The sequence below is a fragment of the Haloarcula sp. 1CSR25-25 genome, assembly GCF_032027985.1.
Taxonomy (GTDB): domain Archaea; phylum Halobacteriota; class Halobacteria; order Halobacteriales; family Haloarculaceae; genus Haloarcula.
Map to the genome: position 1 here is coordinate 477,970 of NZ_JAHYBW010000001.1, position 16,770 is coordinate 494,739.

Annotated in this window: 20 protein-coding genes; 9 read left to right on the top strand and 11 right to left on the bottom strand. The window is 64.7% G+C overall.

Going from position 1 to position 16,770, the window contains the following annotated elements:
- Window positions 1-199 precede the first annotated feature (199 nt).
- Window positions 200-1,336, bottom strand: coding sequence for a hypothetical protein (locus tag KZ498_RS02270; RefSeq protein ID WP_312616435.1), 1,137 nt, complete (start codon window positions 1,334-1,336; stop codon window positions 200-202).
- A 249-nt stretch (window positions 1,337-1,585) separates the two neighbouring features.
- Window positions 1,586-2,203: a GTP-binding protein EngB gene (engB, locus tag KZ498_RS02275; protein ID WP_312616437.1), complete on the bottom strand. Its 618-nt coding sequence runs from the start codon at window positions 2,201-2,203 to the stop codon at window positions 1,586-1,588.
- 147 nt (window positions 2,204-2,350) lie between these two features.
- On the opposite strand from engB, the gene KZ498_RS02280 reads away from it, so the two are divergent.
- Window positions 2,351-3,631: a TIGR00341 family protein gene (locus KZ498_RS02280; protein WP_312616439.1), complete on the top strand. Its 1,281-nt coding sequence runs from the start codon at window positions 2,351-2,353 to the stop codon at window positions 3,629-3,631.
- A 61-nt stretch (window positions 3,632-3,692) separates the two neighbouring features.
- Entirely contained in the window at window positions 3,693-4,406 is a 714-nt protein-coding gene (locus KZ498_RS02285; protein ID WP_312616441.1) for an SIMPL domain-containing protein, read from the top strand.
- Between the two features lie 173 nt (window positions 4,407-4,579).
- Here the strand turns inward: KZ498_RS02285 and KZ498_RS02290 are convergent, their stop codons facing one another.
- Window positions 4,580-5,575, bottom strand: coding sequence for a GTPase (locus tag KZ498_RS02290; RefSeq protein WP_312616443.1), 996 nt, complete (start codon window positions 5,573-5,575; stop codon window positions 4,580-4,582).
- Between the two features lie 94 nt (window positions 5,576-5,669).
- On the opposite strand from KZ498_RS02290, the gene KZ498_RS02295 reads away from it, so the two are divergent.
- Window positions 5,670-5,987: an ASCH domain-containing protein gene (locus KZ498_RS02295; RefSeq protein ID WP_312616445.1), complete on the top strand. Its 318-nt coding sequence runs from the start codon at window positions 5,670-5,672 to the stop codon at window positions 5,985-5,987.
- A 266-nt stretch (window positions 5,988-6,253) separates the two neighbouring features.
- Here the strand turns inward: KZ498_RS02295 and hisE are convergent, their stop codons facing one another.
- Both hisE and pdxT read right to left on the bottom strand, forming a co-directional pair.
- Window positions 6,254-6,550 carry a phosphoribosyl-ATP diphosphatase gene (gene hisE / locus KZ498_RS02300; protein WP_312616446.1) on the bottom strand — a complete coding sequence of 99 codons (297 nt, stop codon included), beginning with the start codon at window positions 6,548-6,550 and terminating at the stop codon, window positions 6,254-6,256.
- A gap of 36 nt (window positions 6,551-6,586) precedes the next feature.
- Complete coding sequence (gene pdxT / locus KZ498_RS02305) at window positions 6,587-7,180, bottom strand: pyridoxal 5'-phosphate synthase glutaminase subunit PdxT (RefSeq protein ID WP_312616447.1); 594 nt, start codon at window positions 7,178-7,180, stop codon at window positions 6,587-6,589.
- 166 nt (window positions 7,181-7,346) lie between these two features.
- Here pdxT and KZ498_RS02310 point away from each other — a divergent pair, with 166 nt between their 5' ends.
- A complete protein-coding gene (locus tag KZ498_RS02310) occupies window positions 7,347-8,381 on the top strand; it encodes a PrsW family intramembrane metalloprotease (RefSeq protein ID WP_312616448.1) in 1,035 nt (344 codons plus the stop codon).
- On the opposite strand, the gene KZ498_RS02315 is transcribed toward KZ498_RS02310, so the two are convergent.
- A complete protein-coding gene (locus tag KZ498_RS02315) occupies window positions 8,378-8,956 on the bottom strand; it encodes a riboflavin synthase (protein ID WP_312616450.1) in 579 nt (192 codons plus the stop codon). The two genes, KZ498_RS02310 and KZ498_RS02315, sit on opposite strands and share 4 nt — an antisense overlap.
- A 129-nt stretch (window positions 8,957-9,085) precedes the next feature.
- On the opposite strand from KZ498_RS02315, the gene KZ498_RS02320 reads away from it, so the two are divergent.
- Window positions 9,086-9,229 carry a hypothetical protein gene (locus tag KZ498_RS02320; protein WP_312616452.1) on the top strand — a complete coding sequence of 48 codons (144 nt, stop codon included), beginning with the start codon at window positions 9,086-9,088 and terminating at the stop codon, window positions 9,227-9,229.
- Here KZ498_RS02320 and KZ498_RS02325 read toward each other — a convergent pair.
- Together KZ498_RS02325 and gap are read right to left on the bottom strand one after the other, a co-directional pair.
- Window positions 9,226-10,431, bottom strand: coding sequence for a phosphoglycerate kinase (locus KZ498_RS02325; RefSeq protein WP_312616454.1), 1,206 nt, complete (start codon window positions 10,429-10,431; stop codon window positions 9,226-9,228). The two genes, KZ498_RS02320 and KZ498_RS02325, sit on opposite strands and share 4 nt — an antisense overlap.
- A 273-nt stretch (window positions 10,432-10,704) precedes the next feature.
- Window positions 10,705-11,709: a type I glyceraldehyde-3-phosphate dehydrogenase gene (gene gap / locus KZ498_RS02330; RefSeq protein WP_312616455.1), complete on the bottom strand. Its 1,005-nt coding sequence runs from the start codon at window positions 11,707-11,709 to the stop codon at window positions 10,705-10,707.
- A 202-nt stretch (window positions 11,710-11,911) separates the two neighbouring features.
- Here gap and KZ498_RS02335 point away from each other — a divergent pair, with 202 nt between their 5' ends.
- On the top strand, window positions 11,912-12,298 hold the full coding sequence (locus tag KZ498_RS02335) for an Hsp20/alpha crystallin family protein (protein WP_312616456.1): 387 nt from the start codon (window positions 11,912-11,914) through the stop codon (window positions 12,296-12,298).
- A 57-nt stretch (window positions 12,299-12,355) separates the two neighbouring features.
- On the opposite strand, the gene KZ498_RS02340 is transcribed toward KZ498_RS02335, so the two are convergent.
- Complete coding sequence (locus tag KZ498_RS02340) at window positions 12,356-13,219, bottom strand: RimK family alpha-L-glutamate ligase (RefSeq protein WP_312616458.1); 864 nt, start codon at window positions 13,217-13,219, stop codon at window positions 12,356-12,358.
- A 169-nt stretch (window positions 13,220-13,388) separates the two neighbouring features.
- Here KZ498_RS02340 and KZ498_RS02345 point away from each other — a divergent pair, with 169 nt between their 5' ends.
- Window positions 13,389-13,820, top strand: a complete 432-nt coding sequence (locus tag KZ498_RS02345; RefSeq protein ID WP_312616460.1) for a universal stress protein — start codon at window positions 13,389-13,391, stop codon at window positions 13,818-13,820.
- A 59-nt stretch (window positions 13,821-13,879) separates the two neighbouring features.
- Here KZ498_RS02345 and KZ498_RS02350 read toward each other — a convergent pair whose 3' ends face one another.
- The gene (locus KZ498_RS02350; RefSeq protein WP_312616461.1) at window positions 13,880-14,077 is read right to left on the bottom strand and encodes a hypothetical protein; all 198 of its coding nucleotides are present in this window, start codon (window positions 14,075-14,077) and stop codon (window positions 13,880-13,882) included.
- 317 nt (window positions 14,078-14,394) lie between these two features.
- The gene (locus KZ498_RS02355; RefSeq protein ID WP_312616462.1) at window positions 14,395-14,928 is read right to left on the bottom strand and encodes a 50S ribosomal protein L16; all 534 of its coding nucleotides are present in this window, start codon (window positions 14,926-14,928) and stop codon (window positions 14,395-14,397) included.
- Window positions 14,929-15,146: 218 nt separating this feature from the next.
- On the opposite strand from KZ498_RS02355, the gene KZ498_RS02360 reads away from it, so the two are divergent.
- Together KZ498_RS02360 and KZ498_RS02365 are read left to right on the top strand one after the other, a co-directional pair.
- A complete protein-coding gene (locus KZ498_RS02360) occupies window positions 15,147-16,145 on the top strand; it encodes a glutathione S-transferase family protein (protein ID WP_312616463.1) in 999 nt (332 codons plus the stop codon).
- Window positions 16,146-16,223: 78 nt separating this feature from the next.
- A complete protein-coding gene (locus KZ498_RS02365; protein ID WP_312616464.1) occupies window positions 16,224-16,727 on the top strand; it encodes a type IV pilin N-terminal domain-containing protein in 504 nt (167 codons plus the stop codon).
- Window positions 16,728-16,770 lie beyond the last annotated feature (43 nt).

Genomic DNA, 16,770 nt, shown 5'->3' on the forward strand with positions numbered 1-16,770 from the left:
AAACAAGAGTCCATCCACAGGACAGCGATTAGTTATAGCTCCGTTACCGAGAGTATCCCGAGTTTTTCCCCCGTGGAACCGAGATACTACGCTCTCATCGGAAATAGCTATTCTCGTCGTATTCGGCCGCGCCAGCGGCTGTAGATCCGTTTATACGACTGCTTAACTGGACGTTCGCGCCCCAACTACGATACCCGTCTCAGTCCATCGCCTGTATCACACGCGGTGAGTCAAGCGATTCGACGGCCTCGACGATGGCGGTGTCGAGATTGTGTTCGCCCCAGTCCCGCTTCCGGGGAATGTGCGCGCGGTAGGTCTCGACGTCGTCGAACAGCTCCCGGAACGCCGCCCGTTCCTGTTCGACGACCGTATCGAGGGCGGCGACCATCGAGCCGCCGTCCACGAGGGAGTCGTAGGCGTGGAAGTACTCTCTGAGCCGTCCGTCCCACTCGAAGTTACAGATTGCGCTGGTGGCCGACATCGCGGTTTCGGTCGAGATTCCTTCCACAGATATCGTGTCAATGTTCGGCGCGGCCTGGAGGAACACGACGTTGTCGACGGTCGACTGCTCGACGTGCTCTGCACGCGGATACAGGTCCGAGATATTCGTGAAATCCCGGCCGTCGTCGCCCAGGAACCTGTCGTTGAGGAAGCTGAGCACCGTTTCCGGGAACGACTGGGTCCTGTCGACTCGCTCGTCGATGAACTCGTGGAGTTCACTGCGCAGTCGGTCCCGTTCCGTGTCGTGGTGTTGCTCTATCTCGGGGAAGGACTCGATGTTGAACGGCTGGAGGTTCACACCGAGCGGGTAGCCGACGGCCGTCCCGTCCGCGCCGACCCAGAGCCGGTCGTCGGAGAGGAAGTCCGCGCCCTCGCGCAACAGCGACAGCAAGGTGTTGGTCTTGCCGGCGCCGCGCCAGGCCGGGAACAGCGTCGTCTGGCCGTCGAGTCGCACGCCCGAGGCGTGTATCAGTGCCTGCTGTCGCGCGGCCCGCTGCTGTCGGATGCGGAACTCGACCGCGTAGATCGAGTAAAACGGTTCGAAGCCGCGTGTCACCCGGATGCGCTGCCAGCCCGGCGTGACCGCCATGAAGTCCGTCCCGTTTCGGATGACGAACTCGTCGCCGGTCCAGGCGTAATGGTCGTCGGGGTCGCCGAGGACAACCTCCGGCTGGACCGTCTCCGTCGTCTCCTCGATAACGATGTCGGGGTCGTCCGCGGGCGCGTCGGTCTCGAACTGATCGAACATCCTGCGGTACTGCCGGCTTGTACGCCCGCCGTCCCCGAGAACCGTCACGACGAGTTCGCCGAAGAAGTCATAGGAGCGTTGGTTCATAGCCACCTCGATAGGTGTTGGCCCAGCGCTGGACCGAGATATGCAGTTATCTGCCTCATCGTTCTTCCCTGTAAGTGATTACTGTGTATTGTTATATACGCAACAACCTACTAAAGTGCGTTCTAAGTGTATAAATAGTAGTTGAGAGTGGGACACGCGGCCTGGGACAGGGCATGATCGAAAACGCCGGATTGAGACCATTACACGGGCGATATATGGATAAGGTGAGCTTATGAACGGTTTCGCCGATTAAAAGAACTGGAACAGGTCGTCGCGCTGGGCCTCGTGGAGGTGGTGCCGGACGGCCTCGTTCAGCGGTTCGATAGCGCCGCGTTTCGCACTGATCGGTGCGATAGTCTCCTGCCACTGCTGCCACGGCGGGTGCAGTCCGAGCCGGTCACAGAGCTCGTTCAGGCGCTCCTCTCTGTCGTCGACCTTGTCCATCTTGTTGACGGCGACGACCGGTTCGACGCCGACCTCACGGAGGAAGTGAAACATCTCAACGTCGTGTGGAATCTCGTCGGGGCCGGAGTGGCGGTCGATGATGTCGATGACCGACTTGCCGTCCACGACGAGGATTCCGACGAGAATACGCTCGGCGTTCGCCTCGACGTACCGGACTACATCGGTCTTGATTTCCTCGCGGACGTCTTCGGGGACGCCTTTCATGAACCCGAAGCCGGGGAGGTCACTGATGACGAAGTCGGCGCTGGCCCAGTCGAAGTGGTTGGGCGAGCGAGTGACGCCGGGTCGCTGGCCCGTATCGAACGTATGGCCCGTTATCTCCCGCATCAGCGTCGATTTCCCGACGTTGGACCGGCCGACGAGCACCACCTCGGCGTCCCGGTCCGGTCGTGATTCGAACATATCCCGTATACTCCGCCGGCGGGGAAAAGCGCGTCCGTTTCGCGGGGACCGACAGTTCCGGGAGTCACGGCCACAGTGCAGCCCACTCCTGAGTCCGGGACCTGCTGACTAGTCGCTTTTTTACCCTCGGGAGTCCCACCCGGAGCCGTGCGGCTGGTACAGATACTGATTCCGACCGGGAAGCGCGACGCCGTCCTTGGCGTGTTGACCGAGGAGGGCATCGATTACGTACTCACCGACGAGACGAGCGGGCGGGAGTTCACCGCTGTGGTCACCTTTCCGGTCCCGACCAACGCGCTCGAACCGGTCCTCGAAGACCTGCGGGACGTCGGCATCAACGAAGACGGCTATACCGTCGTCGTGGACGCGAACACCGTCATCTCCAGCCAGTTCGACGAGCTAGAGGAGACGTACGCCGAGGAGGAAGACGAGGACCGCATTGCGAGAGAAGAACTCACCTCGAAGGCAAACGACCTCGCTCCCTCGATGTCGAACTACGCGCTCATGACCGTTATCAGCGCGATTATCGCGACCGCCGGGCTCCTGCTCGACTCGCCGGCCGTCGTCGTCGGCTCGATGGTCATCGCGCCGCTCATCGGGCCGGCGATGACCGCCAACGTCGGGACCGTCGTCGACGACCACGAGATGTTCGTCCAGGGCGTCAAACTCCAGGCTGTCGGGCTCGGACTCGCCGTAGCAAGCGCGACTGTCTTTGCCCTGCTGGTCCGGTACGCCAACGTCATCCCGCCGCTCGCTGACGTGACCACGGTCGGCCAGATACGCGAGCGGGTCGCCCCGGACTTCCTCTCGCTGATCGTCGCGCTCGGCGCTGGCGCGGCCGGCGTCGTCAGCCTCACGAGCGGCGTCTCGACGGCGCTGGTCGGCGTCATGATCGCCGTCGCACTTATCCCACCGGCGGCCACGGTCGGCATCGGCATCGCCTGGGGGCAGCCGCTCGTCAGCCTCGGGTCCGCCGTGCTCCTGCTGGTGAACGTCCTCTCGATCAACCTCGCGGTCCTCGTCGGGCTCTGGTACCAGGGCTACCGCCCGGAACACTGGTTCCAGGAGAGCGACGCCCGGTCGGCGACTGTCAAACGAATCGGCGTCCTCGTCCTGTCGATTCTCGTCCTGTCGGCGTTCCTGGGTGGGGTCACCTTCGACTCCTACCAGCAGGCGACGACGGAGTCGGACATCCGCGACGCCATCCAAGGAAGCGTCGACCCGCCGGCACAGGTGCTGACAGTCGAAATCGAGTACACTAACACTGCAATCTTTCAACAGCCGCGCCGCGTCATCGTCACCGTCGGTCTGCCGCCCGACGCGGAGCAGCCGCTGCTCGTCGACCAACTGGACGCTTTGGCCGACGACGCGGCCGGCCGAGACGTTGCGACGGAAGTCCGCTACGTCACCGTCGAACGGAACGGCTGACGCTCAAAGCGGAGTTTGAACGTTCGGTGACATAAATACCGTTGGGCGCGTTGCAGCTGATATGGCATCACGACCACTCGCAATCGCTGGCGTACTGGCACTGCTCGTCGCCGGCGGCGTCGGGTTCGCACTCGCGGACACCGGGGCCGTCGTACCGTCGACGAATTCGACCGTGAGCGTCAACGCCGACGCGACCGTCGAACGCGCGCCCGACCGCGCAACTGTCACCGTGGCCGCGGTCGGCCGCGGCGAGACGGCCGAGGCGGCGCGCAACAACCTCAGCGGCGACGCCGACGCCATCACGTCGGCGCTGGAAGACGAGGGCGCGAACGTGACCTCCTCGCGGTTCCAGATCCGCCCCGAGTACGAGCAGAGTCGAGAAGGCCGCGAACAGGTCGGCTACGTGGCGATTCACACCGTCGAAGCCGAAACGAGTGACGTCGAGGCCGCCGGGACGCTCATCGACGCCGCTGTCGACGCCGGCGCGGACCGCGTCGAGGGCGTACGCTACTCGCTGAGCGAGGCGACGCGACAGAACGCCCGCGAAGAAGCCCTGACGACCGCCATGGACAACGCCCGGACGGACGCTGAGGTCGTCGCCGCTGCGGAGGGTCGGTCTGTCGGTGACGCCGTCACGGTTCAGACCAGCAACCACGGACGCCCCGTCGTGTACGAGACGGCGGCCTACGCCGGCGACGCCGGCGGCCGGACGAGCATCCAGCCCGGCGAGGTCACTGTCGACGCCTCCGTCAGCGTGACCTACGAGCTAGAATAAGCCGTTCTTACTCACCACTGCGCTCCCCGCTCGGAGTCATCGAGACGCCTCCCGGTGATGACCGCAGTCCTCGAGACGCCTCCCGGTGATGACCGCAGTCCTCGCGGGTCGCTGCGCTCCCCGCTCGGAGTCATCGAGACGCCTCCCGTTGGTCGGCGTCTCGCTATGTCTCGCTACTCGTCAAACGGCAGTTCGAGTTCGTAGTCCACCGCGTCGATAGCGGCCTGCAACACGCCGTCGACGTTGTCATCTTCGGTGACGCTCATGTAGTGGTCGGCCTCCACGTCCGTCGAGAGGTCGCTCTTGTTCGCGATGGTCAGCACTGGCACGTCGAAACGCGCCTCGATGTCGTTGCGCAGTTCCAGTTGGTCCGCAAGCGGGTAGCCACACTCGCCGCTGGGGTCGACGAACACGAGGACGGCGTCGGCGAGGTGTTCGAGCGCGCTCACGGCCTGTGACTCGATCTCGTTGCGGTCCTCCGGCGGCCGGTCGAGCAGGCCGGGCGTGTCGACGAGCTGGTAGCGGATGCGCTGGTCCTCGAAGTGTCCGACGCGAATCTGTGTCGTCGTGAACGGATAGGACGCAATCTCGTTGTCGGCCCGCGTGACGCGGTTGACAAAGGACGACTTGCCGACGTTGGGGTAGCCGGCGACGACGATTGCCGGCTCGTCCGGGCGGATGTCGGGGATGTCTTTGAGGGCGTTGTGTGCGGTCGATACGGCGGCGAGGTCGTCTTCGACCTCCTCGACGACGTCGGCGATACGGGCGAAGGCCTGCTTGCGGAGCTTCCGGGAAGTGTCGATATCACCGCGGGCGACGCGGCTCTCGTACTCCTGGCGGATCTCGACGACCTTGCTTGCGGCCCACGAGATCTCCGACAGGTGCTGTTTCAGGGCGTCGATACCGGGGTCGTCGTCCGCGGGGTAGGCCTCGCCGACGACGGCGTCGGCGAGTTCGACGTAGAAGGGGTCCAGGTCGTCGATTGTCGGCCACGCGGTCACCACGTTCTCCATGTTGTCGGAGGCGATGTTCGACGCCGTCATCAGCATCGACTGCTGGGCTTCGTTCCCGTCCTTGGCCCCGCCGGCGCGCGACGCCCGCGAGAAGGCTTTGTCCACGAGCTCCTCGGCGGTAGGCGTCGTCGGCAGACCCTCGAAGGGATGGCTCATATGTCCTGTTGACGGCCGGAGCGTAAAAGCGCGTTCAATCGCGCCCCAAACTGTTGCGAGTCACGTTTTTGAGCGTCCCGACCGCAGTCTGGGTATGGCACACATCGACGCCGGTGAGATCCTTCCCAACGACCACGTCCAGCAGCTGGCCGCCGAGGGGCGGGTCACCCAGATGCACCGCGGCCACCAGTACGCCGACGAGGGCGACTCCTTCGAGATCGACGGCACGGAGTTCGAGGTGACAGACGTGACCCACCGGACGCTGGGCGACATAACCGACGAGGACGCGCAGCGAGAGGGGTCGGAGGACCTCGACGCGTACAAGGAACGGATGAAACGAGTCCACGGGAGCTTCGAGTGGGACGACGACAGCGAGGTCGTCCGGCATCGGTTCGCGCCCGTCGAGGAGTAGCACCGCGACGAACGGCGACGCCCGGCAGTCAACGCCGGCGTGCAAGCGGGCTGACCGCGTCGCGGGCAATCGTATCGGCTCAGGCACCGGAGAGTTCCTACGTGACACAGGCAAAGCCCGCGACGTGGCCGACAGCGAAAAGCCCGCTTTCACCACGACGGGTCGCCGCCGGTGAACCCGCAGGCCTCGCGACCTGCGAACGGAGCGCGCGAGGCGGCCTGCTTCCGCTCCCGCTACAGAGGGCCTCCACCTGGCCGCTCAGTGTCCTACCGCCGCTCGGCCAGTTCCGCCCGCAACTCGTCGACGTCCATCTCCTTCATCGACAGCAAAACGAGCAGGTGATAGACGATGTCGGCCGATTCGTGGGCCAACTCCTCGCGGTCGTCGTCTTTGGCTGCCAGAATCAGCTCCGTCGTCTCCTCGCCGAGTTTCTCCAGGACGGCGTTTTCGCCCTTCTCGTGGGTAAACAGCGACGCCGTGTAGGAGTCCTCGGGGAGGTTCGCCTTGCGGTCCTCGATGACAGCGAACAGCTCGTCGATAACGTCGCCGGTGTCGTCGCTCATAGCCGCCGTTCGGTCAGCGGGGCCTTCAGGCCGTCGCTACGACTCCACCGAGTCGAAAAAGGCCAGGTCGTGGATACGCGGGTCCTCGGTCAGTTCGGGGTGGAAGGACGTGCCGACGACCGGCCCGTCACGGACCGCGACCGGGCGGTCGTCCCACACCGCCAGCACCTCGACGTCCGTGCCGACGTAGTCGATGACCGGCGCGCGGATGAACACCGCCGGGAACGGGTCGTCGAGCCCGTCCACATCCAGCGGGGCCTCGAAGCTGTCCTTCTGTCGCCCGAAGGCGTTGCGCTCGACGGAGACGTCGATGACGTTCAGCGTGTCGACCCGGTCGTCCTGGGCGTCGGTCGCGCTGACGATGAGCCCGGCACACGTCGCAAGCACCGGCTTGCCGGCCTCGACGTGAGCCTGGATTTCGCCGGCGATGCCCTCCCGGTGGATGAGCCGCGAAATCGTGGTGGACTCCCCGCCCGGCAGTAACAGCACGTCGCAGTCGGGGACCAGCCCCGATTCGCGTATCTCGACGACCTCTGCGGTCTGGTCGTGGGCCGCTGCCGCCCGCCTGATCGCGTCCCCGTGTTCAGAGACGTCGCCCTGAACCGCGAGTACACCCGCGCGTAGCGTCATAGCCTACTGTTGGTGTGCCCGTGCGAAAAGCCTCTCGTATCCTGCAAGTGTGCGGTGCTGTCAGGGTGTGTCCTGGCCTGTCCGGTGTCGTCCACGCCTCGGTCCGGCACCCGCCCGGATGTAGTCGAACCAAACGGTTAGGTGAGACGGGCTTTTGACGTGGGACATGGGCAAGCGACGGCAGGACCCGGTCGAGGTGAACACGGACGGGTCTGCTGACCTCTACGAGATATCGACCTGGGAACCCCGGTCTGCGCTGGACCGGTTCGCCCACTGGCTCTACCACATCGGGATACGCACGCTGCGGTATCTGGTCGTCCTCGCAGCTATCGCGATTCTCCTCCTGCAGGTGGCGTTCGGGAGCCTCGGCGCCGTCGGCGACCAGCCGCTGTTTGCCGGTATGGCCATCCTCTCTGCCGTGCCGGCACTCGGGCTCGCGGCCTACATCTACCACGCCGACGTGACCACGCAGGAGCCGCTGACGCTGCTCGTGGGGACGTTCCTCCTCGGCGTGTTGTTCGCCGGCTTTGCCGGCATTCTCAACGGGGTCTTCGGCACGCCGATACAGGCTATCGGCTCTGGCTTCGGCCTGGTGCCGTTTCTCGGCCAGGTGTTCTTCTTCTTCCTCATCGTCGGCCCCGTCGAGGAGACGGTGAAGCTGCTTGCAGTGCGTCTGTACGCCTTCCGTGACAACCGCTTCGACGCCGTCGTCGACGGCGCGGTGTACGGGGCTATCGCTGGCCTGGGCTTTGCGACGATCGAGAACGCGCTGTACATCACCCAGAACACCGAGATGGTCGGCGGGACGGTGCAGTTGCTCGCCGCGAGCAGCGACATCACCGCGGTCAGAGCGCTCGCGGGGCCGGGCCACGTCATCTACTCTGCCTTCGCCGGCTACTACCTCGGCCTGGCGAAGTTCAACCCGGACGACGCCGGCCCCATCGTCCTGAAGGGGCTCCTCATCGCCTCGGTCATCCACGCCGTCTACAACACGCTTTCCAGCCCGGTGACGGCTATTCTGGCGGGCGTCTACAACGTCGACTTCCTCGTCGCCTTCTTCGGCTTCGTCATCGTGTACGACTCGGTCTTCGGCCTGCTGTTGCTGAAGAAGATTAACGCCTACCGGCGGGCGTACAACAGCGCTCACGCCGACCAGGACGAGACCGGAATCTACCCGGAACAGACCGAGTTCGACCCCTAGACGAGCTGTTCGACGTACTTGGCGACCACGTCGACCTCCAGATGCACCGGGTCGCCGACCGACTTCTCCGACAGCGTCGTTTCGGCGTAGGTCGTCGGGATGATCGCCACGTCGAACTCGTCGGTGCGACGGTCGGCGACTGTCAGACTGATGCCGTCGACCGTTATCGACCCCTTCCCGACCAGATAATCCCGGTGTGCCTCGGGCAGCGAGAAGGTGAACGTCCAGTCCTCCCCTTCCTGTTCGATGCCGACGACTTCGGCCGTCGTGTCGACGTGGCCCTGTACGATGTGGCCGTCGAACCGGCCGTCGGCGGGCATCGCCCGCTCGAGGTTCACCCGGTCACCGCCGTCGAGGTCGTCGAAGAACGTCCGGGCGAGCGTCTCCCGAGCGAGAAACACCTCGAACCACTCGCCGTCGGCCGACTTCTCGACGGTGAGACAGACGCCGCTGACGCTGATCGACTGGCCGTGGTCGAGTCCCTCGAACGGCGCGCCGATCCGCATCCGACGCCCGCCCTCGTCATCGATGACTGCCTGCACCTCGCCGGTCGTCTCGACGATTCCGGTGAACATACCCCAGATACGGCACGGCCCGCGGAAAGCACTTCGCTTCCCGACGACGTAACGTAGACTCGAAATCGAGTAAATTATTTACAAACTCCGGGCGGAAGGAATTTACGCCCGCCGCTGGTAACGCGGTGTATGGCAGCCACGCCCGACGCTGACCCCGACTGGACTGCCCGCCACGCACGGACGGAACCGACCGAAACGCGACGGGTCGTCGACGTTCCCGACGAACGCAACGACTGGGACCTGCGACACGCGGAGACGAAAGGCCGCAGTTAGCGCTGGAGCACTTCGACGCCGACCAGGTCCGCGCCGGTCAGCGCCCGGATGTAGGCCCCGCCCGCGATAGAGACGTGGCCGAACTCGTCTTCTTCCATCCCGTACATCTCGATGGCTCGCGAGGTGTCGCCACCGCCGACGACGGAGAAGCAGTCGGTGTCGGCGATTGCTTCGAGCACGCCGGCGGTTCCGACCGAGAACCGTTCGTCCTCGAACATCCCCAGGGCGCCCTTCACGAAGACTGCCTCGGAGTCGCGGATGACCGGCGAGTACTCCATGACGGTCTCGCTGCCCACGTCGAGATAGGAGACGGTCTTCTCCTCGATGTCGTCGACGGCCTGCTCGGCGCGGTTGCCGTCGTCGTCCTCGTAGGCCAGGTCGACCGCGAGCGTGACCTGGTCGCGGTGGTCCTCGAGCATGGACTCGATCTTCTCGCTGTTTTTCTCCCACTGCTCGTCGTAGAGGTTTGCGTCGTCGATGTCGTAGCCGACCGGGTAGCCCGCGGCACGGAGGAACAGTTCCCCGGCGATACCGCCAAGCAAGAAGTCGTCGACCTTCTCGTCTAAGTGGGTCATCACGTCGATGACGTCCGTGGCCTTCGTCCCCCCGACGACCATCGTCACCTGCCCGTCGAACTCCTTCTCGGCGATGGCGGTGTTGGCCTCGTACTCGGTTTCCATGACACGGCCGGCGTAGGCGTCCATCACCAGCGGGAAGCCCACAAGCGAGGCGTGTGAGCGGTGGGCCGCCGAGTAGGCGTCGTTGATGTAGGCGTCGAACTCGTCTTTGAGCGTCTGGACGAACTCCGTCTGTGCCTTGACCTCGGGGTCCTCCTCGGGTAGTTCCTCGTCGCACATCCGCGTGTTCTCGAGGACGAGCACGTCGCCGCTGTCGAGGGCCGCGATGTCGTGAATCGCCTGTGGCCCGTAGGTCTCGTCGACGAAGCCCACGTCGTGGTCGATGTGCTCAGCGAGGATGTCGGCGTGCTGGGCAAGCGAGACGAAGTCGTCGCTGCCGGGACGGCCCTGGTGGGCCAGTACCGCAACCTCGAACCCGCGGTCGACCAGTTCGCTGATCGTCTCCGCGTGGCGGTCGAACCGCCGGTTGTCCTGTACCTCGCCGTCCTCGACCGGTGAGTTGAGGTCGAGTCGGACGAGGACGCGCTGTCCATCGTCGAGGTCGTCGAGCGTCTGGAAGGTCATCACTCACAAGGTCACCTGCCGTCCGCTTAACGGTTTCCGAGTCCGCCCCCGGGTGAACCGCAGCCGCTGACACAGAGAGAAGTGATAGAATATTTATAGGCGGCCCGCTGCACGCAGTCGTCGCCGGGTCACGGGATGCCGACTGCGGACACGGCTGACTGCGCCGGCACACAGAGTCCCCAGTCGCCCGGGGCTGGCTCTCTGTGTACTCGGGCGGTCTGCCAACAACCGCTGGAACCTGTTCTCTGTTGGAACTGGACGAAGGCTGGACGACTACTCGGTGATGTACTCGGCCACGTCGAGCATCCGGCACGAGAAGCCGTACTCGTTGTCGTACCAGGTGAGAATCTTCGTCATCCCGGAGACGACGTTCGTCGACGGCAGGTCGACCTGCGTGGAGTACGGGTCCCCGAGGATGTCGGAGGAGACGACGTCGTCGCTCGTGACGCCCAGCACGCCTTCGAGCTCGCCGGCGGCGGCCTCCTCGAAGGCCGCGTTGACGTCGCTCTCGGTCACGTCGTCGTCGAGGTCGACGACGAACTCGGTGATGGAGCCGTTCGGCACCGGGACGCGGATGGCCATCCCGTCGAGCTTCCCTTCAAGCTCAGGCAGCACTTCGGTGGCCGCCTGCGCGGCACCCGTCGAGGTCGGGATGATATTTTCCGCAGCCGCGCGGCGACGGCGGGGTTTGCCGTTCGGGCCGTCCATCAGGTTCTGCGAGCCGGTGTAGGCGTGGACCGTCGTCAGCTGGCCGGCGTTGATTCCGAACTCCTCGTCCAGCACCTTCGCGACCGGCGTGATGGAGTTGGTCGTACAGGAGGCGTTCGAGACGACGTCCTCGCCGTCGTACTCGTCGTGGTTGACACCGTAGACGAGCTGCTTGACCGGCTCGTCGCCCTTCGGCGGCGCGGAGATGAGGACCTTGTCGGCGCCGGCGTCGAGGTGCTGGCTCGCGTCTTCCTTGGTGCGGAAGATACCGGTCGCCTCGAGGGCCACGTCCACGTCGAGGTCCTCCCACGGGAGCTGCGTGGGGTCGGTCTCGTGGAAGACGCCCGCCTCGAAGTCGGTCCCCTCGACCGTGAGGACCCCGTCGTCGACGCTGGCGCCTTCGAGTTCGCCCATGACGGTGTCGTACTGGGCGAAGTAGTCGATCTCCGAATCGTCCATCACGTCGTTGATACCGACGACCTCGACGTTGTCGTTTGCTAACGATGCCCGGAATACGTTCCGGCCGATACGGCCGAAGCCGTTGAGGCCGACGCGAACTGGCTCACTCATTGGTGACTAGAGAGGCACTCGGTCGGTGTAAAATGTTTTCGGATTTGTTGTAAATTTGTGTTTGTTTATGCGTGTTCGGGCACGAATGATTAATAGTGATAGTATTCGTTCGTGTCAGAGTGCCCGTTCGACGGCGTCGGTGGAGCGGGGGCTGAACTGGTCCGAAGGCTTTTGAAACGGACGGGCGTACAGACCAGTAGGAATGAGACGCGATGACAGTGACGACCCGTTCGACGAGTTCTTCCGGGAAATAGAGCGGATGATGGACGAGATGATGGGGGCCGAAGGCGACGTCCACATCGACCGGGACGCCAATGGCGGTGGGGCCGACCTCCACGTCGATGTACACGAGACCGACGAGGAGATCAGGGTCATCGCCGACGTCCCGGGGGTCGACAAGGACGCGATAGACCTCAAGTGCGACGGCACTGTCCTCACCATCAACGCCGAGAGCCCGGAGCGCGAGTACCACGAACGACTGACGCTCCCGACCCGTGTCGACGAACACTCCGCCGCCGCGACGTACAACAACGGCATCCTGGAAGTCACCTTCGACCCCGAAGAGGACTCCGCGGACATCGAACTGTAGCGCGCCCGACACGCGTTTCTGACTCTCCTCGCACGAGCAACAGCACGGTCTGTTTCGTTACCGCTCCGCTGTTCTCCGAATCAGCGTCGCCAGGTCGTCCCAGAAGCCGTCCTCGTACTTCGTCGCCGAGTCGATCGTCGGGCGGGCGTTCGTCTCGTTGACCACTGCGCGGTCCTCGGTCACCAGCAGGTCGACGCCGAGGTACGGAATCGCCAGCTCGTCGGCCGCTTCCTCTGCCAGTTCCCGTAGCTCCGCCGGCAGTTCCTGCCCTTCGGCCTCGGCCCCGCGGTGAACGTTGTGCTTCCACCGGCCCTGCTCGCGGCTCGCCTCGGGGAGCCGTCGCTCCACCGCGCCGACGTACTCGCCGTCGACGACCATCACGCGGTAGTCGGCGGCGTCGGCCATGTACTCCTGGACGAGAAACGACTGGTCGCCGACCGCACGGTAGTCGTGGACCAGGTCCAGGTAGTCGACGACGCCGAGAAACGAATCCAGGTCGTGGGCCTTGGCCACGCCGACGCCGCGGGTCGTCGAGTTCGGCTTCACGACCACCGGCGGGTCGAACCGCTCGAACGCCGCCGTCAGTTCGGCCTCGCTCGCCGGGTTCGACACGACGACGGTCCCGGGCACGGGAACGTCCGCACGGCCCAGTCGCGCCAACACGTCGGCCTTGTTCCGCGAGCGGAGGATGGCCTCGCGGTCGTTGACCCACGGCACGTCAAGCATGGCGTCCGCGACTGCCCCCTCCATAATCCGGGACGGATAGACGAAGCCCACGTCGTACTCGTCGAAGGGAGACTCCGCAAGCGGTAGCGTCCGCTCGGCCGTCTCGACGTGGCCCACCTCGATGTCCCGGGCCGCCAGCGGTCCTTGCATCCGCTCGTAGGTCTCGGCGTCCGTGGCGACGGCCAGCCTGTGCATGGTTTCAGTTGTCGTGGAGAAATAAAACACGCTCGCAGCCACACAGTCTGGCCTTGTCGCGTGCCGCACTCCGCCCCAACCACAAAATAGAGGGAATAGTGGATAAACACTCAACTTTCACCTGACTTATCGGATAATTACTAAGTATAATCGGGAAAATAGACCACGCGTGTACGACGACATCCTCTTTCCGACGGACGGAAGTGACGGCGCGAACGAAGCGCTTGCACACGCGCTCGAACTGGCGGAGACACACGATGCGACGATTCACGTGCTCTCTGTCGTCGATTCGACGTATCTCGGGAGCGCTGCGGCTGAAGCGACGACCATCGAATCGCTACAGGAACGGACCGAGCAGGTCATAGACGAGACAGTCGACGACGTCACGGACCACGGCGCGACTGTCGTCGCCGAGCGCCGAATGGGCGACCCGTACGGGGAGATTCTCGACTACGCCGACACCGCGGGCGTGGATCTGATCGTCATGGGGACTCACGGCCGGAGCGGCCTGGACCGATTTCTGCTGGGAAGCGTCACCGAGAAGGTCGTCCGGACGGCGGACCCGCCGGTGTTGACGGTCCGACTGTCCGGCGACACGTAGCGGAGACCGCTGTCAGCACCGGTACGTGTAGAGCGGTGGGTCCCTTCCCTGCCGCCGAGTCACTCGCCGCCACGACTCCGCCGGAGCGCCCACAGCACGAGCAGTGCACCCTCGACGCGAGCGGCGCTGTACACCCACGGCCGCAGGTCTATCTCGTCGCCGTTCGTCGCCGCAAGCCCCATCCAGAAGTCGACGACCTTCCGCGGCCGGAGCAGTTCGAGGACACCGAGCGCCAGGAGTACGAGTCGGAGTACCATGCTAGGTGATACGCTGGACGGGTGCAAGAACATTGTGGGGGACGGTAGCATGCACCAAGGCGGCGTCTCAGAGTGCGTCGTCCCGCGATTCAGACGTGACTCGTTGTCCTTCGGAGCGCCGCCGAAAAGCGGGGTCGGGGCGGCGACTAGCGGTCGTCCTGCCCTACGAACGGCGGGAGGACGTTCCTGACTGACTTACGCGATCAGCAGTTCCTCTCCCCGCTCTGCGAACGGCGAGAGGACGTTCCTGACTGACTTACGCGATTAGCAGCTCCTCTCCCCGCTCTGCGAACGGCGAGAGGACGTTTCTGACTGACTTACGCAATCAGCAGTTCCTCTCCCCGTTCGACCTTGATACGGCAAGAGGGTGTGATCTTGTTGTATGCGCGGCGGAACGCTTCCTTGACGTGCTCTGCGTCCTCGACGTTGACGTAGGCGGTAAACAGCTGCTCGCCGGCCTGGACGCGGGCGGCGGTGCCGACGATTTTGCCGAAGGCGGCGCGCATCCCGTCGGAGACACGGTCGGCCCCGGCCCCGGTCGCCTGCTTGTTCTCGCGCAGGACCTGGTGGGGGAACTTCCGCAGCGTCATCTTGTAGTCGCCCTCTTCGCCGAGCTCCTTGATCATGTGGCGGTTGGCCGACAGACGGGCGGCCTCCAGGGAGCCGTGGCGCAGCTGGACGGTCTCCTCGACGACGAGGCTGATCTGGACCGGGTAGTCCTCGGTGTCTTTCTGCTTGCGGCCCATCTTGTGCTGTGCGATTTTCGAACCGGGAATGCCCGTGATGTATTCACGTCGGGTGTACGCGGGCTTGTCGATGTCCCGGTACATTGAGGCGGGTTTGTCCGACATAGGTACTCTTGGAGAATACGTCGCCGAGCGGCCCAATAAGGGCTTCGAACCCGCCCGGCGGCGTGCCGTGGTGTCGCATACAGCGGCTGCGGCCCCGAATTGACCGTTGCTGTGGTGACTGCAACACCTGTTTTCGGCTCGCTGTGAAATCCGGTGCTGGTCCGGTAACACCGCTGTCACCGCGCTCTTTTAGGCTTCGCACGCGTACCAATGATACCATGAATATGCTCGTCGACGGCGAGTGGCGGACCGACGCGTACGAGAGCACGGACGAGGACGGGGCCTTCGACCGGCAGGACACCACCTTCCGGGACCGGATCGAGGACGACCCCGGCGCGCGGTTCCAGCCCGAGGCCGGCCGGTACCACCTGTACGCCTGCCGCGCCTGTCCGTGGGCCCACCGGATTCTGGTCGCCCGGACGCTCCTGGGACTCGAAGACGCCATCACCGTCGACTACGTCGACCCGTTCCGCGGCGAGGACGGCTGGCAGTTCACGCCCGACAAGGAGGGCTGTACGCCGGATACGGTCAACGGGGCGGACTACCTCCGCGAGGTCTACGTCGCGGCCGACCCCGACGCGACCTGTCGCGTGACGGTCCCGGTGCTGTGGGACAAACAGGCGGAGACCATCGTCAACAACGAGTCCAGGGAAATCCTCCGGATGCTCGACACCGAGTTCGACGACGTGGCCGAGAACGACGTGGACCTCTACCCCGAGGGCTACCAGGACGAGGTCGACCGCATCATCGACGACATCTACGAGCCCATCAACAACGGCGTCTACCGCTGTGGCTTCGCGAACAGCCAGTCGGCCTACGACGAGGCCGCCGAGGAGTTGTTCGACGCGCTGGACCACTGGGACGCCGTGCTCGAGGACCAGCGCTTCCTCGCCGGCGACCGCCTGACCGAGGCGGACATCTGCATGTTCACGACGCTCGTCCGTTTCGACGAGGTGTATCACACCCACTTCATGTGCAACCACAGGCTCATCCGCGAGTACGACAGCCTCTGGCCGTACCTCCGGGACCTCTACCAGCTCCCCGGCGTCGCCGAGACGGTGCACATGGACCACATCACGGAGCACTACTACACCACCCACCCCGACGTGAGCCCGAAGCGCATCGTCCCGATGGGTCCCGACCCCGACTTCGAGGCTCCCCACGACCGTGACGAACTGCCCGGCGAGCTCCCCGGGACGCTGTTCCCGACGGCGTAACCGGGCGGTGTCACGGTCGGATATCGAGCGCTGAGCCGACGCTGTGCCTTTTACACACCCAGTTCCCATCTGTGTGCAATGAGTCGGGCCCACGAGCGAAACCGGGGCGTTAGCCCGGTTATCGGCGTCGTCATACTAGTCGGAATTGTCGCGATTCTCGCCGCAACCATCGGCGTGTTCGCGCTCGGCTTCAGCGAGCAACAGCCCACGCAGGCCCCCCAGGTCGCTGTCGTGGCCGACTACAGCGACCGGACTACCGGCAATGGGGAGTACCTGAACCTCAGCTTCGAGAGCGGTGAAACCGTCTCCAGGGACAATCTCACCGTCGTCGTCTCCGGTGCCAGGACCTCCGACGGCAGCGACGCGACGCTGGTCACCGACCCGATTCAGGCCCAGGCGCCGACGCGAATTACCTCGGGGACCCAGGTCACGATACATCAGGGACACTTTTCGGGGACCGGTGGCGGGGCGCATCTGGACCTGGGCGATGCGACGCTTCGCCTCGTCTGGAACCCCGCGGACGACCCGGAGTCGGAAACGTACGTCATCTACCGCTGGCCGGACCCGAGCCAGCGCAACTGATAGTGATTATCCGCCGCTCTGGCTCCGCTGGTCGCACGTGTCC